General features: G+C 53.0%; 13 protein-coding genes. 5 read left to right on the forward strand and 8 right to left on the reverse strand.

Annotated features, from left to right (window positions below; translation table 11 throughout):
• Positions 1-69 precede the first annotated feature (69 nt).
• The 8 genes from GJJ30_RS24370 to rsmA form a co-directional block, all read right to left on the reverse strand.
• Entirely contained in the window at positions 70-1,869 is a 1,800-nt protein-coding gene (locus GJJ30_RS24370; RefSeq protein WP_154177795.1) for a RagB/SusD family nutrient uptake outer membrane protein, read from the reverse strand.
• Between the two features lie 18 nt (positions 1,870-1,887).
• On the reverse strand, positions 1,888-5,508 hold the full coding sequence (locus GJJ30_RS24375) for a SusC/RagA family TonB-linked outer membrane protein (protein WP_229313389.1): 3,621 nt from the start codon (positions 5,506-5,508) through the stop codon (positions 1,888-1,890).
• A 28-nt stretch (positions 5,509-5,536) separates the two neighbouring features.
• Positions 5,537-6,535 (reverse strand): FecR domain-containing protein, encoded by a 999-nt coding sequence (locus GJJ30_RS24380; RefSeq protein ID WP_154177796.1) that lies wholly within the window; start codon positions 6,533-6,535, stop codon positions 5,537-5,539.
• A 45-nt stretch (positions 6,536-6,580) separates the two neighbouring features.
• Positions 6,581-7,252 (reverse strand): RNA polymerase sigma-70 factor, encoded by a 672-nt coding sequence (locus tag GJJ30_RS24385; RefSeq protein WP_154177797.1) that lies wholly within the window; start codon positions 7,250-7,252, stop codon positions 6,581-6,583.
• 359 nt (positions 7,253-7,611) lie between these two features.
• Positions 7,612-8,064, reverse strand: a complete 453-nt coding sequence (gene dtd / locus GJJ30_RS24390) for a D-aminoacyl-tRNA deacylase (protein ID WP_310588379.1) — start codon at positions 8,062-8,064, stop codon at positions 7,612-7,614.
• 65 nt (positions 8,065-8,129) lie between these two features.
• Positions 8,130-9,005 (reverse strand): hypothetical protein, encoded by an 876-nt coding sequence (locus GJJ30_RS24395; RefSeq protein WP_154177798.1) that lies wholly within the window; start codon positions 9,003-9,005, stop codon positions 8,130-8,132.
• A gap of 136 nt (positions 9,006-9,141) precedes the next feature.
• On the reverse strand, positions 9,142-10,494 hold the full coding sequence (mgtE, locus tag GJJ30_RS24400; protein WP_154177799.1) for a magnesium transporter: 1,353 nt from the start codon (positions 10,492-10,494) through the stop codon (positions 9,142-9,144).
• A gap of 58 nt (positions 10,495-10,552) precedes the next feature.
• Positions 10,553-11,413, reverse strand: a complete 861-nt coding sequence (gene rsmA / locus GJJ30_RS24405; protein WP_154177800.1) for a 16S rRNA (adenine(1518)-N(6)/adenine(1519)-N(6))-dimethyltransferase RsmA — start codon at positions 11,411-11,413, stop codon at positions 10,553-10,555.
• A gap of 120 nt (positions 11,414-11,533) precedes the next feature.
• Here rsmA and GJJ30_RS24410 point away from each other — a divergent pair, with 120 nt between their 5' ends.
• The 5 genes from GJJ30_RS24410 to GJJ30_RS24430 all read left to right on the forward strand — a co-directional run bounded on the left by GJJ30_RS24410 (position 11,534) and on the right by GJJ30_RS24430 (position 19,271).
• Positions 11,534-12,154 (forward strand): hypothetical protein, encoded by a 621-nt coding sequence (locus tag GJJ30_RS24410; RefSeq protein ID WP_154177801.1) that lies wholly within the window; start codon positions 11,534-11,536, stop codon positions 12,152-12,154.
• Between the two features lie 83 nt (positions 12,155-12,237).
• Positions 12,238-13,509: a hypothetical protein gene (locus tag GJJ30_RS24415; RefSeq protein WP_205880605.1), complete on the forward strand. Its 1,272-nt coding sequence runs from the start codon at positions 12,238-12,240 to the stop codon at positions 13,507-13,509.
• Between the two features lie 57 nt (positions 13,510-13,566).
• Entirely contained in the window at positions 13,567-13,941 is a 375-nt protein-coding gene (locus GJJ30_RS24420) for a hypothetical protein (protein ID WP_154177802.1), read from the forward strand.
• 131 nt (positions 13,942-14,072) lie between these two features.
• Positions 14,073-15,569, forward strand: coding sequence for an FtsZ/tubulin family protein (locus tag GJJ30_RS24425; protein WP_154177803.1), 1,497 nt, complete (start codon positions 14,073-14,075; stop codon positions 15,567-15,569).
• Between the two features lie 120 nt (positions 15,570-15,689).
• Positions 15,690-19,271 (forward strand): hypothetical protein, encoded by a 3,582-nt coding sequence (locus GJJ30_RS24430; protein WP_154177804.1) that lies wholly within the window; start codon positions 15,690-15,692, stop codon positions 19,269-19,271.
• Positions 19,272-19,282: the final 11 nt, after the last annotated feature.

A 19,282-nucleotide genomic window follows, 5' to 3' on the forward strand; every position in this document is an offset into this window, starting at 1 on the left:
GGTAATCAGGGTTTATCAGAGAATACCCCGATTACCCCTGATTGCCTCTGATCAACCCTGTGTAACAACTCACCACCCCGGATTCTGACCGATTTCCGGGTTCAGCAGCCGGTCGTTTTCGGGGATGGGGTAGAGGTAATACTTCTCATCCCATTTGCGTGGAATGTTACTCAGCCAGGTCAGCTCGCCCGACGTATCGTTCGATAACCGCTGCGGATTGGGTACGCCGTTGACGGTTTCGGCCACGTTGATGTAAGTCACACCCGCCAGTTGCGTGGCCGGTTTTACCTTGTAGAACACCACATCGTTTTTGCCGTCTTCGTTCAAATCCATCGGTTTGTCGAGCGCCGGGACGTAGAAGCCGTTCCAGACCTGCTGCATCAGCTCACCGCGTTTCCAGCGAATCAGATCCGGAAACCGGAAGCCTTCCAGCGACAGTTCAATACCCCGCTCGCGCCGGATTTCCAGCAGCGCCGGGTCCGAAATACCGGGGAAATAATTGGCTTGCAGGTACGGATCAACCACCGTCGGTTTGGCCGTCAAACCACCCGTGATGCCCGCTCGTTTCCGCAGCGCTCCGATGGTTTTAACCCAGTCGGCGTCGGTAAAGGTACCGAGTTCGGCTTTAGCTTCCGCGTAGTTTAGCAAAATTTCGGCGTAGCGCATGATCGAAATCGAGTTGTCGTTCCGGGTGCCGCCGTCGTAATACGTATCGTCCAGTGACCATTTGATCGGCATGTAACCGGTGTAGGTATACGAAAAAACCGGTGGGCCGGGCTCGACCGCGCCCCCGTTGATCCGGGTATAGCCCGGGGTCCGGATGGTTTGCATCAGTCGTTTGTCGCGCCCTTTTACTTCCTCCGTAAAGGTCATGGTTTTGTAGGCCGGATTCGACGTAAAAGGCGTTCCGTCGAGGTTCAGATAGGTGTTGACAAACGTGCGGGTCAGGCTGACGCGGGCGCCGTACGTCGCACTCGTCCACCACCAGTTGGCGTCGTTGAAAACGCTCAGCGCCGGATCGACCACCGCCGACAGCATGATTTCGTTCGTCACCGGCGTTTTGTTGATGAACAGCTGGCGGTACGATTTATCGTTCCCACCGGCCTCGTTCAGCGTAAAACCGCCCTCTTTCATCACCGCATCCGCAGCGGCCACGGCTTCTGTCAGCCATTTTTCGGCGGTGCCTTCGAGCTTGTACGAGGTCTGGTATTTGCGGAACGTGCCTTCAAACAGACAAACGCGGGATTTGAAACCCTGCGCAACCGATTTGGTGATCAGCGTACGCGAGTTGTCGGAAGTGGTGCGGATGTTTTGCGTCGCATAGTTCAGATCGGCCAGCACCGAATCCATCACCATCGTGCGCGAATCCCGCCCCTTGAACAGGTCCTTGTCGGTCACGTCCATCGCCTTGTTGATCCAGGGGACGTTGCCGAACCGCTTCACTTTGTCGAAGTAAAACCAGGCTCTGAAAAACCGGGCCAGACCGATGTAATGCCGCCGAACGTCTACCGGAATGGCCGGATTGGTGGCGTTGGCAATAAAATAGTTGATGTTCCGCAGGGATGTCCACGACCAGCCGGAACTTTGGCGCGGGCCGTAAGCGCCGTCGCGAATGAAATCCGGTACCTGCGTCCGGGCCGCAAAATCGGCCATTTCGTCGCTCCGGATGATGTCGTTGGCCGTCGGCAACACCTGGTAGTTACCTGAACTGGTGGAGTTGTCGTAAAACGAGTTGGCGTATAATTCGAGGCCTTTTTCGCTACTGAAAACCGCATTTTTCGACGCGGTGGATTCCGGGATCTGTTCCAGTTCGCTGCATCCGGCAAAAAGCAGACCGGCCAGGAAAAGACTGATATGTTGTAATTTCATTTCGTTGCTGATTTTAGGTTAGAAAGTAACGGACAAACCCATCGTGAAACTCTTCAAAATCGGGTAGTTGTGCCCATTTCCGCTGTTGCCGTCCGTCAATACGCGGTCGGATTGGGTGGCGCTTTCCACGTCCAGGTCTTTCGTGAGTTTGTAGAGCGACGCCCACGTCAGGAAATTTTCCGCCGACACAAAAACCCGGGCGCTCGTCATGCCCGCTTTGCTGATCAACAGTTTGGGCAGGTTATAGCCCAGTTGAATGTTTTTCAGCCGCAGATAGGCCAGACTCTGGAGGTATTTGGTTTGAGCCTGCGCCAGCTCACCCGCGCCGTTCTGGGCCACATAACCACGGTAACGGGGCAGATACGCGTTCGGATTGTCTTCCGACCAGATGTTGCCCAGTTGCCAGGTCGGGATTTTGTTGTACGGCCGGTTATACTGACCCCAGAACGTTCCGGCTTCGGCACCCGGCCACCAGTCCTGTTTGCCCACGCCCTGCAGGAAAGCCGAGAAGAAGAAATTGTTCCAGTCGGCGCTCAGCATAATCCCGTAGGTATACCGGGGTGTTGAGTTCCCGATAATCGTCCGGTCGCCGGGTTTATCCACGGTATTGTCCCCCGGATCGATCACGCCGTCGCCGTTCAGGTCGCGGAATTTGATGTCGCCCGGCAACAACTGGTTCGTATTGGAAGCTTTGTACAGCGTTTGCTTGGCGGAGTTCTTGATGTCGTCGGCGGAGGTGAAATAACCGTCCGTTGTATATCCCCAGATTTCACCGACCGTCTGACCGGCGTAGTAGTCCGTCAGCCGCCGGTTCGGGTTGTTGAACTTATCGATTCGGGCCGTGTAATCCGCCATCGTCAGACGAACTTCGTAACCGAACGGTTTCCCGCCCACATTGGCTTTGTCGCGCCAGGCCAAAACCGCTTCCCAGCCTTTGGTCGTCAAATCGGCGTAGTTCCCTTTCGGAACATCGGTTCCGAACACGGCGGGCAGCGTCATCCCGACCGTAAACATATCCGTTGTTTTCCGGATGTAGGCGTCGGCGTTCAGGGTCAGGCGGTTATTCAGCATGCCCAGGTCCAGCCCGAGGTCGGAAGTCGTGGAGGTTTCCCAGGTCAGTCCGTCCGGAATTACGCTCGGCTGACCGGTTCGCTGCGGTTTGATTCCGTTCAGGATTCGGCCGGATTGCGAGATCGAGAATTTCTCCTGGAAAGCGTAGGAAGCGATCGTCCCATTGCCCAGCGAACCGTACGAACCGCGAATTTTCAATTCACTGATAAACTTCGGTGAAACTTTCCAGAACGATTCGTTCGTCACGCGCCAGCCCGCCGAAACCGAGGGGAAAAAGGCGTACCGCTGACCCGCCGGAAACTTGGACGAACCATCATACCGGCCGTTGACTTCGAGCAGATACCGGTCTTTGAAACCGTAATTCAACCGGTAAAAACCGCCCACAATGGCCCAGGTTTCACGCCCGCCCGCGGTCGTAATGGCCTGACCTAAAGCGAGGTTGATGTCATCGGCATCTTCATAGATCAACCCGTTCCGAACGGCTTCCAACCGGCGGTAATTCGACTGTTCGTAGTTGTAACCACCCAGCACTTTTACGTAATGATTCTCGTTGATTTTGGGCTCGTATTCGGCGTAGAGGTTCGTCGCCGTGTACAGCGTTTCGCGGAAAATATTCTGGAGGTCGTTGGTGTTGGTTCCGACGTATTCGATCACGCCCGGTTTCCGGCTATACGGCACCGGCACCCGCGTGCGGTACTCGTTATCGTCGGTGTTCTGAAACGTAAAGTTACCTTTTACCCGAAACTGGTCATTGAAAAAACTGGTGGCAAAGTCAACCGTGTTCCGGAACACGCGTTTGTCCATATCGATGCCGTTTTTGCCGTACCAGAAATCGCCAACGGTGTAAGCCGCTGAATACGAAAGGGTTCCGTCCGGGTTAAACATCGGAGCCATCGTGTGGCCTTCGTCCGAGATATTCCGCCAGATGCTGCCGCCTTCGCCGACGTTCAACGGGTTATGGTATTTCATGGACGAATAATCGGCGTTGTTCGAGACCTTCAGCCACGGAAACACCTGCACCGATCCTTTGGCCCGCAAACTGATGATCCGGTAATCATCCGAATTGTAGCGGAATAAACCGCCCTGGTTGTAATACCGCCCGGTGACGTAAAAATCGGCCTTTCCGCTGCTGCCCGAAACCGACAGATTGTGCTCGGTGGCGCTGGTATTTTTCTTGTAAAGTTCTTTGTACCAGTCCGTATTTTCGTAATAAACGTACTCGCCCGAAGTCGGGTCGACAACGGTTTTGGGTAAACTCGGATCGCTGTTTCGTTTCTCGAGTTCGCTCAGATACGCCGGTGAAAACCGCACGGTTTTGTTGACGTTCTGCGGAGTCTGCGAATAATCGTTCCAGGCCGACCAGCCTTCGTTGAACATCTTGGCGAACGTGTAGCCGTTCGTTACAAAATCCGGCACACTCGTCGGGCTTTTGATCGAATGGTTTACTGAGTAGGTAACGCTCGTTCGGTCTTTCGTCGGGCTTTTGGTGGTGATCAACACCACGCCAAACGCTCCCCGGGCGCCGTAAATGGCCGCCGATGCCGCGTCTTTCAGGACCGAAACCGAGGCTACGTCGTTCGGGTTCAGACGACTCGGGTCGCCTTCCACACCGTCGATCAGCACCAGCGCGTTCCCGCCCTGACCAATCGAAGTCGTCCCCCGGATGTTATAGGCCGGTGACTGGATTGGTTTTCCGTCGCCCATTTTCAGGTTCAGGTTTGGGATCGTGCCCTGCAAACCCTGCGTCAGGTTCGGCAGCGAGCGGTTATCCAGCACTTCACTCGTTACCTGATCGACGGCACCGGTCAGGTTTACTTTTTTCTGCGTTCCGTACCCAACCACCACCACTTCATTCAGCGTTTTGGTATCCGGCTTCAGCGCAACGTTCAGGCTCGAACGGTTGCCGACCACAATTTCCTGCGACTCGTAACCCACAAAACTGAACACCAGCACGGCGTCGGTGGTCGGAACGGCGATCCGGTAAGAGCCGTCGGCGATGGTCGTGGTGCCTTTGGTTGTCCCTTTCAGCACCACACTGACGCCCGGAATCCCGTCGCCTTTCTCGCCGTCCGTCACGCGCCCTTCGACGGTGACATCCGCCACAGCTGCTTTTTCTGCGGGCGACGGAAGCAGGGGAGCCGCTACTGTTGTCCGGTCGAGTGGCAGGTTTGAGGATTGCATGGGCTGAATCAGCGTCGATTCTTCCCGGCCGCGTAGCGTCTCTTTGTCGTCGCGTTCGCTGGTGATGATGAACGTGTTCTCGCGAATTTTTTTGTACCGCAAACCGCTGCCTTTGAGTAAGTTGTTCAGGTTTTTCTGCGCCGAAAAAGCCGGGTTTAACGCATGGGCCGGAGCGGTTTTTCCAACCATGAGTTTGTCTTCAAACACAATTTCGACGTGGTACTGCTGTTGCAGATCAAGCAGGGCATTTTTGAGCTGAACCGTCATTTTCCGGTCAGCCGTCTGTTCCTTCTGCCGGGCGTAGGCAAGGGTCTGGCTGAAGCCGGAAACCAGACAACTGGTCAGCAACACCGCCAGCAGGCAAGCGTTTCGTACAGGGTTTTTCATAGAGATTTGGATAGAAAGCATCGGTGAATTAGTTTTTTAGTAAAATGACATCGCCATTTTGTTCGGCTTTTAGGTTGAATACTTCGGTTAAAATCTGGAGAAGTTCGTCGGCGTTTTGCGCTTTGAAGCTGCCGGAAACCGTCCGTTGCGCCAGCACGCCGTCGGTAACGACGATTTTAACGCCAAAATTTTCGCGAATCAGGTAGCAGACTTCCCAAAGGGACGTTTCGTCGAACACAAACCGGTGTTCTCTGGAGCGCGACCGGGCCGGGGGCGGAGTCAGTTGCCGAAGGTGAATTTTTCCCTGCGGGTTGACCGTCAGCAGTTCGCCCGGTTTCATCAGCACCTGCCGTTTTTGGGCGCCATCGGCGTAATCGATCCGGATTTTTCCCCGGTTCAGCACCACATTCGTTCCCTGCTTTCGGGCGTAAACCGTAAATTCGGTTCCGAGCACTTCCACCTGAAACTGATCCGAAGTCTTGACAATAAATCGCTGGTGATCAGGGCGGTGGGTGACGTCGAAGGCGGCCTCGCCGGTCAGCAGAACCTGCCGGGCGTTTCCCCGGAAACCAAAACGCGGGATTTGCAACCGCGAGTTGGCATTTAACGAAACCCGGCTGCCGTCGCTTAGAGTAAGGGCCAGATTCTGACCGGCCAGCGTCTGGTACGTGCGGTACAGAAAAACGGTTTTCAACGGACTCAGGCCGATTCCCAGAACGATCAAGACCACGGCTGCCGCCAGAATCCCAAACAACGGAAAGAGCGGTTTTGGGCTGGGCGCGGGTTCTTCTGCATCGGTGGGCAACGGAGTGTCGATCCGGGCAATACGCTGGTTCAATTTTTCAAACGCAGCTTCCGAATCCGGGCCGTATTGCAGCGATTGCGTTTCCCATTCCAGCAGCCATTCGTGAAAAGTCGCGAGATTCGCCGGATTCTTCAGCCAGTCTTCCACCGTTTGCCGTTCGAGGGGATTGGCCTGCCCGGCCAGGTACATGAAGAGCGTCTGCTTCGCCAAGGAATGCTTCATCTTCGATAAAGTTTGAGGATTAGACTCAGAGACAATCAGTTCCCCTTAGTTGGGCAGCAAAAAAGAGAGCAGTAAAACCGCCAGTTGCCACTCGCCCCGCAGCGAAAGCCGCAGGTGTTTGAGGGCTTTGGACATATGGACCTCGACGGTGCGAGCCGAAATTTGGAGCTCGTCGGCGATTTCTTCGTATTTCTTATTCTCAAACCGGCTTAACAGAAAAACCCGTCGGCATTGCGACGGCAACTGGCCGATGGCGTTGTTAACCGTTAGAAACAGGTTGTTGAAATGCACCTCCGCATCGGGCTGCAACTGCGGATTGGTTAGCAGATGTTCCGTTGTGCTTTCGATGGAATCGGTTTTGCCGAATTCTTTACGCAGATATGTATACGCTTCGTTCCGAACCGCCGTGAAGAGGTAGCTGATGAAGGAGGTGCGGATTTTGAGGTGCGCTTCGGTACGGTAAAACTGGTAAAAAACTTCGCTCACCAGGTCCTCGGCAATTTGCCGGGAATACACAAACCGCACCGCGTGGCTGCACAGGGGCGCGTAATAATGACGGAAAAGCAGTTCAAACCCTTTGCGCGGTTCGCTCTCGAAGGTTTTTCGGAGGAACGTCTCGCTGTCAAAAACCGATACTGCCGGTTGTTCTTCCGTTTCGGATCGGAAGGGCAGCGGGTCAATGGAAGAGAGTGGATAGTGCAAGGTAGAGTTGATCATTGCGTCGATGAAATTAAAACAAAACAAAGACTTTTTAAAACTATTTTACCCTTAGTCCTTTTGAAGGTTTTTTGTAAAAAAAGTCTAAACCGGTTTTATTGAGCCAATTACAGAGCTGATTTGGTAACTTTCGTTATACTAAAAATAACTATAACAATAGTTTTTCGCCAAAAAAGCCAGAAACGAAGACGAAGGGTTGCGGATTGTGAGCGTTTGCGCCTGTTCAAAGGTGCGGCTTCAAGTTGGCTGCGAAGAAAGGGGATTATTGGTTTTTCCTTATGCGAAGGCGCGTTATCAAATTGTGATTTTGACCGGCGAAATGGTTAAAAAAGGATAACGTAAAATCGTGCCCACGGACGTTAGATGCGGTTTTTGGAATCGATGACGATCGTGACCGGGCCGTCGTTGATCAGGGCTACTTTCATATCCGCGCCGAATTCGCCGGTTTCGATCGGTTTGCCGAGGTCGACGGAAAGCTGCTGAATCATCTGTTCGTACAGCGGGATGGCAACCTCCGGGCGGGCCGCGTCGATGAACGAGGGGCGGTTACCCTTTTTGGTGCTGGCGTGCAGCGTAAACTGGCTGATGAGCAAAATTGAACCATCAACGGTTTTCAGGTCCAGGTTCATTTTCCCTTCGGCATCCCCAAAAATGCGCATGCCGACAATTTTTTTGCTCAGCCAGTCGAGGTCTTCGCGGGTGTCGGTGTGCGTAATTCCGAGCAGAACAAGAAAACCGGTGTTAATCCGGCCTTTAACCCGCCCGTCGATGGTGACGGACGCTTCAGAAACGCGTTGAATGACTGCAATCACAGGGTAAATGGAAAATGATAAAACCGTTGACCAAATAAAGAAATTTTTCGGTCCATTTCCTCCCTTTAGTGACGCGGTTTTCGGTTTAATTCACGCTCCAGATCACTTTCCCCGGTGTCGGAATTTGCACTTTTCGCGGGAACAACGGGTTGGAAACTTAGTTGTGCTTTTTCGCCCGGCGTTTCCTTTTTCACCTTCTTCTCGTTACTTACCTGCCGGGGTTCAACGGCTGGAGAAACCGGCTGCGGTTTTGCTTTTTCCTCGCTTACCAGTAATGAATCCGGTTTTACGGGAGCCGGTGCGGGCAGGGGCAACGGTTCACTGGGCTTCGTTTGGGCGAGCGATGGTTTCCTGGGCAAAATACGTACGGGCGTTGTCGGGATCACTGGGTCGGGCTCAGCCGATTTTTTCTCCAGAGCCGCTACGAGATCGCTGGGTTTGCTGGAAAAAAGATAGGCCAATCCGACCAGCAGGAGCAAAACCGGGGCAACAATCCACCGCTTCGACGTCCATTTTCGGGTACTTTGCCCAAATAAAGTAATGGTGGTTTTCGAATCCGCCGTTTGGGCCGTCAGGTTGCCAATGTGGCATTCCGCCCAATCCGGCGAATAGCGCAGGTAGACCTGCGACTGCTCGGGCGAAAAGTTAAAAGTAAGATGGGCTTTGAACGTGGATCGCAGGTCGGCCGCCAGCTGAAAATAAACCGGTGCGTCGGAACGGAGCGTCAGCGGTATGTGATGGTCTTGTGAATCAATCTTCAGGATCAGGTAGCTGCACTCGCCGGGAATGGTTCTCGGTAAAACCAGCGTTTGCTCGGGAACGCCCCGCCAGGAATCCGGCGTGAGCCGAATCGTTTTTACCGGCCAGGGTGACTTGCCCGGCTCCGATGCCGGTACATGGTCGTTTGGTCCGCTTAACCCGCTATTCGTCTGCTCGTTCATGGTTCTTGCTGGTTGGGATTTTCAACATGAACACCCTGCTTCGCCTGCCTTTAGCAGCGATCAGTCTGCGACTAAGCCCCAGACTCAATCATTGACTGATAATTCAATCGTATAAACTCAATTTTTATGCCTATCGTTAGATACTGAGTAATAAAGTAGCAATTAAAAAGTAAACACCAATTCCGATTAAATCGTTGACGGTGGTAATAAATGGGCCGGAAGCAATGGCGGGATTGATGCCAAACCGGTTGAGTGCAATGGGGGTGATGGTGCCCATGAATGAAGCCAGTAATACCACCGTCAGGAGGGCCAGCGAAACCACCGGAACCAGGCGCGGTTCGCCGATGAGCAGGCAGTAAGAACCCGCCAGCGAGCCAATAATTAATCCGTTGATCAGGGCCACCAGCACCATTTTAGCTAACCGCTGACCAACTGTGGCACTCAAACCGGATTTTTCGGCCAGACTCTGCACAATCAGCGAAGCGGTTTGAATACCGACGTTGCCGCCCGTCGATCCGATGATGGGGATGAAAGCCGCCAGAGTCGCAATTTTGCTCAACTGCGAATTGAAGGTGTTGATCACCGTGGCCGCCATCAGACTTCCGACGGCGCCCGCAATGAGCCACGGCAGCCGCGCTCCGACGAGTTTCCAGATGGTATCATCTTCCTCTTCCACGTCGCCGGTAATACCGGTAATTGCCTGAATGTCAAGTTCGGCCTGTTCAGTAATGACGTCGACCACGTCGTCGATCGTAATCTGACCCAATAGCCGCCCCTGCACGTTGACCACCGGAATGGCGTCAAGGTCATACCGCTGCATGACCTCGGAAACCTCCTGCGCCGGGCGGTAGGTTTCAACAAAAATGACATCTTCTTCATAGATGTCGGCAATTTTGGCGTTTTTGCGCGCCAGAACGATTTTCTTCAGCGAAACGCGGCCGAGCAGTTTGTCGGTATCGTCGACCACATACACCGAGTAGACATTCTCCACGTTTTCAGCCTGTTGCCGGATTTCCTCAATGCACTGGTTGACCGTCAGGTTGATGTTGATTTTGATCAGCTCTTTCTGCATCAAACCGCCGGCAACGTCCTCGTCGTAATGCAGCAGATCGAGAATAAACCGGGCCTGCTCGCGGTCGGTCAACAGGGCGATGACTTCCTCGCGGGTCTGAATCGGCTGTTCGTTGAGCAAATCGACGGCGTCATCGGAATCCATCTCATCGACGTACTGCGCGAGATCCTGCGAGGTAAAACTCTGTAAAAACTCCTGACGATCAATGACTTCCAGGTTAGCCAGAATTTCGGCACCTACTTTCCGGTCGAGCAGGGCCAGTAAATAGCGGGCGGTTTCGGTATCGAGCTCGTAGAGAATGCCGGAAATATCAGCCGGATACAATTCTTCCATTTCGGCCCGGAGCGTCGTGTCGTCCTGGGCTTCGACAGCCGTCTGAATGTGCTCTACGTATTCTTTGGTAAGCTCGAAAGTCATGTAGTGGGAGTTATGAATGATGAGTTATGAATGATGAGTGCGTCAGCCCAATCATCGTTCATAATCCATCATCATAATTAAAAATTAAATTGGTTAATTCAATGAAATCCGCGACACCCAACTGTTCGGCGCGTTTGTCCAGTAACGAGTGAGACAACATTGACTCCGGCAGGTTTAATGGCTTCAGGGCGTTGCGCAATGTTTTCCGGCGGTTGTTAAAACCCTGTTTGACCACCTGAACGAATTTTTTCTCGTTGCAGGGCAGCGCGACGACCTCGTTCCGGCGGAGGCTGATGACGCCCGACTGCACCTTGGGCGGGGGCGAAAAGACGCTGGCGTCGACCGTGAATTCGTATTTGATGTCGTAATAAGCCTGTAGCAGCACGCTCAGAATACCGTAGTCTTTGTTCCCCGGCGGTGAGGCAATGCGCTGAGCCACTTCCTGTTGCAGCATACAAACCACTTCCTGCACCTGCTGTCGGTGGTCCAGTACTTTAAAGAGGATCTGGGACGAAATGTTATACGGAAAATTGCCGATGATGGCAATGGGCTCCTCCGGAAACAGGGTCGACAGATCCATCCGCAGGAAATCACCGTCCAGAATCCGGCCGCGCAACATGGGAAAATGGGCGGTGAGGTAGGCGATGGATTCGGTATCGATTTCAATGACGTGCGTTGTAAACGGCAGATCGGTAGCCAGCAGATACTGCGTCAGAACCCCCATGCCGGGGCCGATTTCCAGAACGGTTTGGTACCCATTATGGCCAGACAGCAACCCGGCGATGCGCTCGGCAATGCTGAGGTCCTTCAAAAAATGCTGACCCAGGTGTTTTTTGGCGCGGACCGCGTCACCCCGAAATGAATGTTCCCGACCGGGTGCGGCTCGCTTTGAATTTTTTCCGTAGGAACGCTCAGGCATGATAAAACGGTTTTGTTACGCAAAGGTACAGCTACCAATTGATGAACGGTATAAAATTCGTGGCAATTGGTGGTAGTTTTGGTTAATTTTACCGTTTTGAAAGTAACAAGTTAATCATACATGCAAAGAGGGGTTATTCATTACGATGAGTTGACCGAGTGTGGCCTGTTTAAGGACGCGAGCGGTCAGGTCCATACTTTCCGAAAGGGTGATCCGGCTTATCGTCACATCTGGACGTATGAAGTAACCGAAAAACCGCCCGTAAGTGGTGTAATCCCATCGGATCGAATGCCGGTTCGACCCGTCCTACTGGCTGAAAAACCGGGAATGTCGACGATGAGGACCAGCTCGGGAAATTCAGGTAATTCCTCGGCCAGCCGTTTGAGTATGCTCAATTGGATCGGTTTGGCGTTGTCGGGGCTGGCGTTGCTGTTACTGATCAATATCGGTGGTGAACCCCGGAAAGATGGCGCCGGAACCAACCCGAAACTAATCGATTCGATGTGGGCGGTTGCTGCGGGCGCGTTGTTACTGATCGAGTTAATTTACTTCAGTGTGGGTGCGGCCCGGTGGCGTATACGTACGAATTACTGGGGGATCGTCGTTTGTACAGTATTTGCCAGCTTACTCATGAAAGGGTGTGATCATTACGAAGCCGATAAAGTAGCTGACGTTTACACCATTGTGTTGGCTTTTTTATTACTGGTGGTGTATTTACTGCCGAAACAAAAAAACGGCTAAACAGCTTACGGTAGGATAGATGTAGGGAAATGACCGGCCGGGAACCGGTTTCCAAACCAGATAAATACGACGTGCACAAACTAATGAATCAACCACCCATTCGGGCAACCTGCCTGGTTTTTCTTGTTCTCCTTATCGTATTTCAAAGCTGCGGCCGGAAAGAGAAAAAAGCCGAAAAGCAGCCCGAAACCAAACCCGCCGGAATCAGCAACATCCTGTTTTTCATGGAAACATCGGCCAGCATGGGCGGTTACCTGAAAGGCGAAACAAACTTTAAAGTGGCTGTTTCCGAGGTGGTTACCAAACTGAATCAAGTTGCGCCCGTTGAGGTCTGGACCATTGCCGGAAAACCGCAGCCGTTTGTGGAAGGTTACAACCAGTTTGTGGTTAACCTGGCCACCACGCCCCTGGCGATGGAGCGGAGTTCGGAGCTGCATAAAATATTCAAGGAAGTGGGCGAGAAGGCAAAGGGCAATACCGTGGCCCTGCTGGTGTCGGATTGTATTCTGTCGTTTCCGGATGCTGAAATCAAGAAGAACCCGGAAATCAACCGCCAGAATGCCGAAAGTGTGCTGAAAAGTCAGATCAACGACCAGTTTGCCAGTTTGAAACAGAAAGGCATCAGCGCGACGGTTTGGGCTTACAGCTCCGGTTTTAACGGTACGTATTACGATTATCAGAATAAAAAACACACCTTGTCCGGCGAATCGCGGCCGTTCTACATCTGGGTCATCGGCAAGCAGGAACTCGTCGGCGATCTGAACCGGAAGCTGAACGAACTGATGATTACCAAACCGGCCAAGCAACTGGATTTTGGGGCCAGCGGGGCGCTGAAACAATACGATCTGTTCTTTTCGCTGAACAAAAAAGGGGAGTGGCGCGTCGAAAAATCGGCCATTGCGGAGATTTCCGCGAAACCTTCGGCTCCGGCGGAGTTTGCGGTCGGCGTCAATCTGGGTGGTTTACCCGCCTACGCCCAGGCCGAAGAGTTTATTAAGAAAAACCTGGCCGTGACCGCGCCCAGCGCCACGGTTAAGCTGGTGAATGTGCAGAAAAAAGAAAAGGTTTCGACCAACCGATTAAAGGAACGGGAGCTGAAACTGCTCAATCAGAATACCCACGTGCTGACGTTCCGGGTTGAAAATCTGTATGATCAGAAAGCGGATGTTACCGTTAAATTGCCGGTTCGGTTCGACGACTGGTACGCGTCCGGCTGGTCGACGATGGACGACCGAACGCCCGAAAACCGGTTTAACAAAACCTTTGCCCTGGTTCACCTGATGAACGGCGTAAAAGAAGCCTACCAATCGTCAACCAATGATTTTCTGGTTTTGAATTTTAAATTGGAAAAATGATAGAGACGCGATTAATCGCGTCTCTACGGCAACACGCAAATATTAACCATTATCCCCATGTTTGTAACCCTGTATGAACTCTGGCTGGGCCAGAACAATGACCCAATTTACGCCGACGAGATTTTCACCCCCGTTGGCCTCATTACCCTCTTATTCTCAGCCGGTTTGGCGGCTTTGTTTTACCTGATTCTGGGTCGCTGGAAGTCGGTTTTTTACCGGACTTCCCACTGGATCATTACACTGGTCATTGCCGGTATTTTCGGCTTCGGTTACGCGCTCTGGTTCGCGCTGGATGCCACCGACGCCGAGAGTACCGATAGTTACATGCAGGGCTTCGGTGCCGTAAACTTATTGTACGCACTAATTTACTTCTTCATTTTTTCGTTACTCCTGAAGCGGTTTTCCATCTTTGCGAAACGAACTCCCTTCTGAGACTATGATTACGGTGATACTTTTTGATTAATATGATGCAGCGTTGAATAACAATATATCAAATCAACTCTAAAATCATTTTAATCAAAGCCCTCACCGTAATCATAGTCTTTATCACGGTAATCATAGTCATGAAACTATTTCTTTTTGGTATCGGTGGGACGGGCGCCCGCGTTCTTCGCTCGCTGACCATGTTACTGGCTGCCGGAGCTAAAACGCCCGCGGATCTGACCATTATCCCGATTCTGCTCGACATGGACATGCAGAACGGCGATACGGAGCGGGCGCTGCGGGAAGTTGAACTCTACCGCGCCATCCGCCGGACGGCCTATAAAGATACGGCGGCCAGTCAGGGTAGCCAGACCGAACGGCGGACGTTTTTTGCCACGCCCCTGCAACCGCTCGGAACGCTTCAGGCCGAAAACGCACAGGAGAAAATCGGCGATTCGGTGCTGCCCAAGCTGACCGATCACGAAGGAACCTTCGAAGAGTTTCTGGGCGTCAGTAACATGGACGACATCGACCGCGAACTCCTGAAATTGCTGTACGATAACTCGGCCAAACCAACCAGCGCGGAACTGAAACTCAATCTGTCGGTCGGTTTCAAGGGCAATCCGAACATCGGCAGTGTCGTTTTCAATGCGCTGGAAGACTCGGCGGTTTATAAATATTTTACCGGTGCGTTCAACGACCAGACCGACCGGATTTTTGTCATCAGCTCCATTTTTGGCGGCACGGGCTCGGCCGGTTTTCCACAACTGGTGAAGCTGTTGCAACACCCGAGTCAGAAAATCCAGATTCGGAATGCGAAGAAAGGAGCCGTGACGGTGATGCCGTATTTTGCGCTGGAAGAAAACAACCAGAGCGCCATCGACCAGAACCGGTTTTTGTCGAAAACCAAGGCGGCTCTTTCCTATTACCAGACGCAGGTAAACCTGGACGCGCTCTATTACATTGGTGACCGGCCCGGCAGCAAGCTGTATCCCAACGTAGAAGGCGGTTCGAAGCAGACCAACAACGCCCATGTGGTGGAGATGCTGGCGGCTGCGGCCATTCTGGATTTTGCCAATAAACCCGATGCCGAGTTCAGCGATGCCAAGCGGTATTTTGAATACGGGTTGAAGCGCAACGACCGGACGCTGGATTTGCCCCATTTTTACGACCAGACTTACAACGGTTTGCTCGAACCGCTCATCCGGTTTGCCTACGCGACGAAGTTTTTTACGGATTTCGTCCCGGCGAATCTGGGGGAAGCCTTTGCCAAAAACCTGGCACTTTCCCAGAACCTGCGGACCAATACCTTTTACACGTCGCTGGAAAATTTCATGACGCACCATTTCAAAAACTGGCTGAACGAAATGGCGCAGAACGACCGGGCTTTCTTTCCGTTCGACCTGCCGAACGAGTTCAACGCGATGGTGCGCTCGAAGCGAATCGAAACCAGCTTTTTCGATAAGGGGCTCAGTGATAAGTTTTTGCGCGATCAGGCTGGAAAAATCGAAAACACTCTGCAAACGCCCTTCCCGCAGCCGGAAATGCGGTTTATGCAATTGCTGATTGACATTGCGGAGAAAGCCCGCGAAAAACTCGGCCCGCTGAACCGGCAGCTTTCCGATGCTACAGTTTAAAAAGTTATTTCGCGGAGTTAAGCGGAGGAAAAGGGAGTTAAACAGAGAAAAAATAACTTCGCTTAACTTTTTTCCCTCCGCTCAACTCCGCGAAACAACCCTCTTTGACTCCTTGAATTCATGGCGCATATTCTCAGAATTGATAACGACCCCAACGTCAGCCAGCAGAACCACCAGGATTGGACCGGTTCGCATACCGGCCTGACGGGAAACCGCATTGAACACATCCCCGACACCCTTTCCGGCGCGGCTGGCGGTGCGGCCGGGGCTGCGGCCAAAGCCGGAACCTCGATTCCCTCCCCGTTTGCGCGGTTGTATCTGTTCGATACGGCGTTTCGCATGGTCAAGAACAACCAGCTTCCGCGCGAACTGTCGCTCTACCACGTGCTGGTTTCCCACGCCCTCGACATGCTCGAACTCCTGTTTCAGGCCGGGAACAGCGCCGATCTAACTTACCGCGTCTGGAACCGGCAGGAACGACTCGAAGCCCTGCGCAAAAAAGCCAATCCATCGACCACCGTCCGGCATGCGCACCAGATTCTGGCGAAAGCGCTGGAGCTGGATTTTCGCAACGAACTCGGTACGATTCAGCAGTTTACGCTCATTTATTACAAGGGCGCTTTGCTGGGCGGAACCTCGCCTTTATCGCTGGTTTTTACCTCGCCAAACTGGGAGCAGGAACGCCAGAATAAGTTCATCGATCCGCCGAAAAGCACGACGGGCCGGATGCTGTTCCAGAATGAATACGTGCCGTTGCACGAGCGCGACACGGCTTTTGTTACTTACCTGCGACGGCTGTACGATCAATACAAGGATTATCTGCCCCCCAAAGGCGGTTTTTCGGAATTCCTCTACAAAGCGTTTTTCGACAACGTCGTGCAACTGCCGGTGGAAGCCAACACGACGCTGGCGAATTTCGAGCCGATTCAGATTGGCGGAGAAGGAAATTCGACCTTGCAGGTGTTGCCGGGACTGGCGTTGTATAAAGTCCGCGAGAACGACGTGCTGGACGACATCGAAGAGAACAGCGACTTCGTCATGCAGCCCACAGTTTCGTATTACCAGCAGGAATCCCGCAACGGAGCACCGACCAACGTGCGGAAACCGCTGGCGCTGGCGTCGCGGATGGACGTGGCCGGGCGATATGTGAAAAATACAAACTGGAATCCGCAAACCGTGATCATGCGTTCGCTGCTGAACAACCTGAGCGAAGGCGGTTTGCTGGCCGAGCGGTATTTGCCGGGCGTCGATAACGTGCGGTATCCGTTTCTGACCACCGACGATTTTCTGGAAGATTTTCTGATTCAGGTTCCGTTCAAAATCAACAACAAGCGGTTTTTTACCGGAACGATTGGTGAATGCGAGTTTTTGTTGCCGATTCGGAAAGAGTATTTCAATTTCTTCCGGATGGAGGATGTCCAGAAGCAGTTCGCTTTTGCGTCCGAACACCGCGGTACGGACAAGATCATTACGGCCACCTTGCGGATTCCGATCCGGAATAACCGCACGATCGAATTCCGGAAAGAATACAATCTGGCGCGTTCGGAAACCGTGATCGATTTCCGGGCCGGGCTGGCGTTTTTTCCGTTCTACCGCGTGACGGTTCCGGATTTGCAGCAACTGAATCAATACCACGTCATGCTGGCCGACGTCAGCGATCCGAACATCGGTTTTCGGGCTACCAGCTCGGTGCAGTTTTACGAACTGCAAAACATCATTGCCGGAAAACCGCTCAATGTGCCGACGCCCGAAGCGCGCTCGCCCAAGGTCGATCCGCTGCCCGCATCCTATTTCTACAAAGTTACGCAGGCCTTCGACCTGATGGAGATCCGGCTGGAACGGGGTGGCATTCCGTACCGGGGGCTGGTGTTGCCGCAGTTCACGACAATTACCGAAAAAGGCTACAAGAATTTCACGTTTGCCATCGACTTCGGAACGTCCAATACGCACATCGCCTATACGGATGCTGCGCTGGGTGATGTGGAGCCGAAAGCCCTGACGGTGAGCGATCAGAATACGTCGCTGGACAAGGATGAGTTGCAAATGGTGCTGTTCAACAAGCCGTATGAAGGCTACGAAGCGCAGACGATTTACGATAAATACGAAAAACGGGTCAGTTTTGGTGGCATGGTTCAGCTCGACCAACTGGTTCGGCGGGAGTTCATTCCGGCCATTATCGGCAAGGAATTTGGCTCACCGTTTGCGTTCCCGCTGCGGACCACGGTTTACGAAAAAAGCGGTTTTACGGACAGCACGAACAACCTGTTTTCCAAAGTCAATCTCGGGTTCAACATCGATCTGGAAGAAGGCAGCACGGGCGTCAACCACTACGTTACGAACCTGAAATGGTTGTTTGAAAACCAGCCGACGGATACGCTCAACCGACCCCGCGTTCGGGCCTTTTTTGAAACCCTGTTGTTGCTGATTCGGAACAAAGTAATTCTGAATCAGGGGAATGTGCAGCAAACGGCGGTTGCCTGGCTGGCTCCGTCGAGCATGCGGGCCGTGACGGAAGACAACCTGGTGCACGAGTGGGAGCAGGCGTTTCGGAATGTGTTTGGCACGACGAATAACTTCCGCGCCAAACCAGTCCCGGAATCGCTGGCGCCGTATTTTTACCTCGTGAAAAATGGCGTTAAGTCGTTTGCCGACACCGTGAACGTCGATATCGGTGGTGGAACCGCCGACATCATGTTGTTCATGAAGCAGCAGGGCCGTTACCTGAACACCTCGTTCCGGTTTGCCGGTTACGACATCTGGGGGGGCGGTTTGGACGAACAAGGCCACCCGTCGCACCGGAAAGACAACGGGTTTGTTAAAAATTACCTGGCCTACCGCCGGACGCTCAACCAGTCGCCCGCGCGGGAAGATTCCATTCTGGATACATTCCTGAATAAACCGGAGCTGACGGCCGAGGACATTGTCAGTTTGCTGTTCAAATACGACCACCACTTCAAGTTTACGCAGTCGATTCAGGACGGAAAACCGGCTTTGCGGATTGTGTTGTATCTGCACTACAGCGCCATCGTTTACCACCTGGTTCAACTCCTGGAATCGCATAACCTGACATTGCCGCGCTACCTGACGTTTACGGGCCGGGGCAGTCAGTACCTGGGAATGCTGGGGTCGCGCTCGCGGCTGATTCAGTTTACCAAGATGCTGTTCAAGGCGTATTCCAACCAGTCGATCCCGCCGGATTTTGAAGTAATATTGTCCGACAATCCGAAGGAAACGACGGCCAACGGAGCGGTTTTGTACGAGAATGCCGGGAGCGAAAAAGCCCAGTACGAAAACCGGGAAACCACCTGTTACTGGGGTAACGAACCCGAAACCGTCGAAGAAGGTAAAGAGTCGGAACCCAAATTTGACTTTGAATACCGCCGGACAAAAATCGGCGAAGTCAGTCCGCAACGGGAGTTTCACCACTCGGTTTTGCACAACATGAAGCGGTTTCTGGAACAGACCCTGCTCGACCGCGACATTGCCTATTTCCTGAGCGAATACAACATTCAGACGCCTGAGCGGTATGTCGAATATCTGGTCGGGACGGACATTACGCGCGGGGGGCGGCTGTATGACAGTTACATGCTGGCCCGGATGGGTTTTGAACAGCGGCCAAACGATGCGCTGGGCGAGACTTACTTTTTCCTGCCGCTCAAGCACGCTTTGTATGAGTTATCGAAATACATTGCCGAATCGTAACTACCATCTAA

This window comes from Larkinella terrae, assembly GCF_009668025.1.
Lineage (GTDB): Bacteria > Bacteroidota > Bacteroidia > Cytophagales > Spirosomataceae > Larkinella > Larkinella terrae.

Bases quoted from the DNA above. Each gene is read 5' to 3' on its own strand.
- GJJ30_RS24370 (WP_154177795.1), bottom strand. From the start codon at position 1,869: ATGAAATTACAACATATCAGTCTTTTCCTGGCCGGTCTGCTTTTTGCC.
- GJJ30_RS24375 (WP_229313389.1), bottom strand. From the start codon at position 5,508: ATGAAAAACCCTGTACGAAACGCTTGCCTGCTGGCGGTGTTGCTGACC.
- GJJ30_RS24380 (WP_154177796.1), bottom strand. From the start codon at position 6,535: ATGAAGCATTCCTTGGCGAAGCAGACGCTCTTCATGTACCTGGCCGGG.
- GJJ30_RS24385 (WP_154177797.1), bottom strand. From the start codon at position 7,252: ATGATCAACTCTACCTTGCACTATCCACTCTCTTCCATTGACCCGCTG.
- GJJ30_RS24395 (WP_154177798.1), bottom strand. From the start codon at position 9,005: ATGAACGAGCAGACGAATAGCGGGTTAAGCGGACCAAACGACCATGTA.
- mgtE (WP_154177799.1), bottom strand. From the start codon at position 10,494: ATGACTTTCGAGCTTACCAAAGAATACGTAGAGCACATTCAGACGGCT.
- rsmA (WP_154177800.1), bottom strand. From the start codon at position 11,413: ATGCCTGAGCGTTCCTACGGAAAAAATTCAAAGCGAGCCGCACCCGGT.
- GJJ30_RS24410 (WP_154177801.1), top strand. From the start codon at position 11,534: ATGCAAAGAGGGGTTATTCATTACGATGAGTTGACCGAGTGTGGCCTG.
- GJJ30_RS24415 (WP_205880605.1), top strand. From the start codon at position 12,238: ATGAATCAACCACCCATTCGGGCAACCTGCCTGGTTTTTCTTGTTCTC.
- GJJ30_RS24420 (WP_154177802.1), top strand. From the start codon at position 13,567: ATGTTTGTAACCCTGTATGAACTCTGGCTGGGCCAGAACAATGACCCA.
- GJJ30_RS24425 (WP_154177803.1), top strand. From the start codon at position 14,073: ATGAAACTATTTCTTTTTGGTATCGGTGGGACGGGCGCCCGCGTTCTT.
- GJJ30_RS24430 (WP_154177804.1), top strand. From the start codon at position 15,690: ATGGCGCATATTCTCAGAATTGATAACGACCCCAACGTCAGCCAGCAG.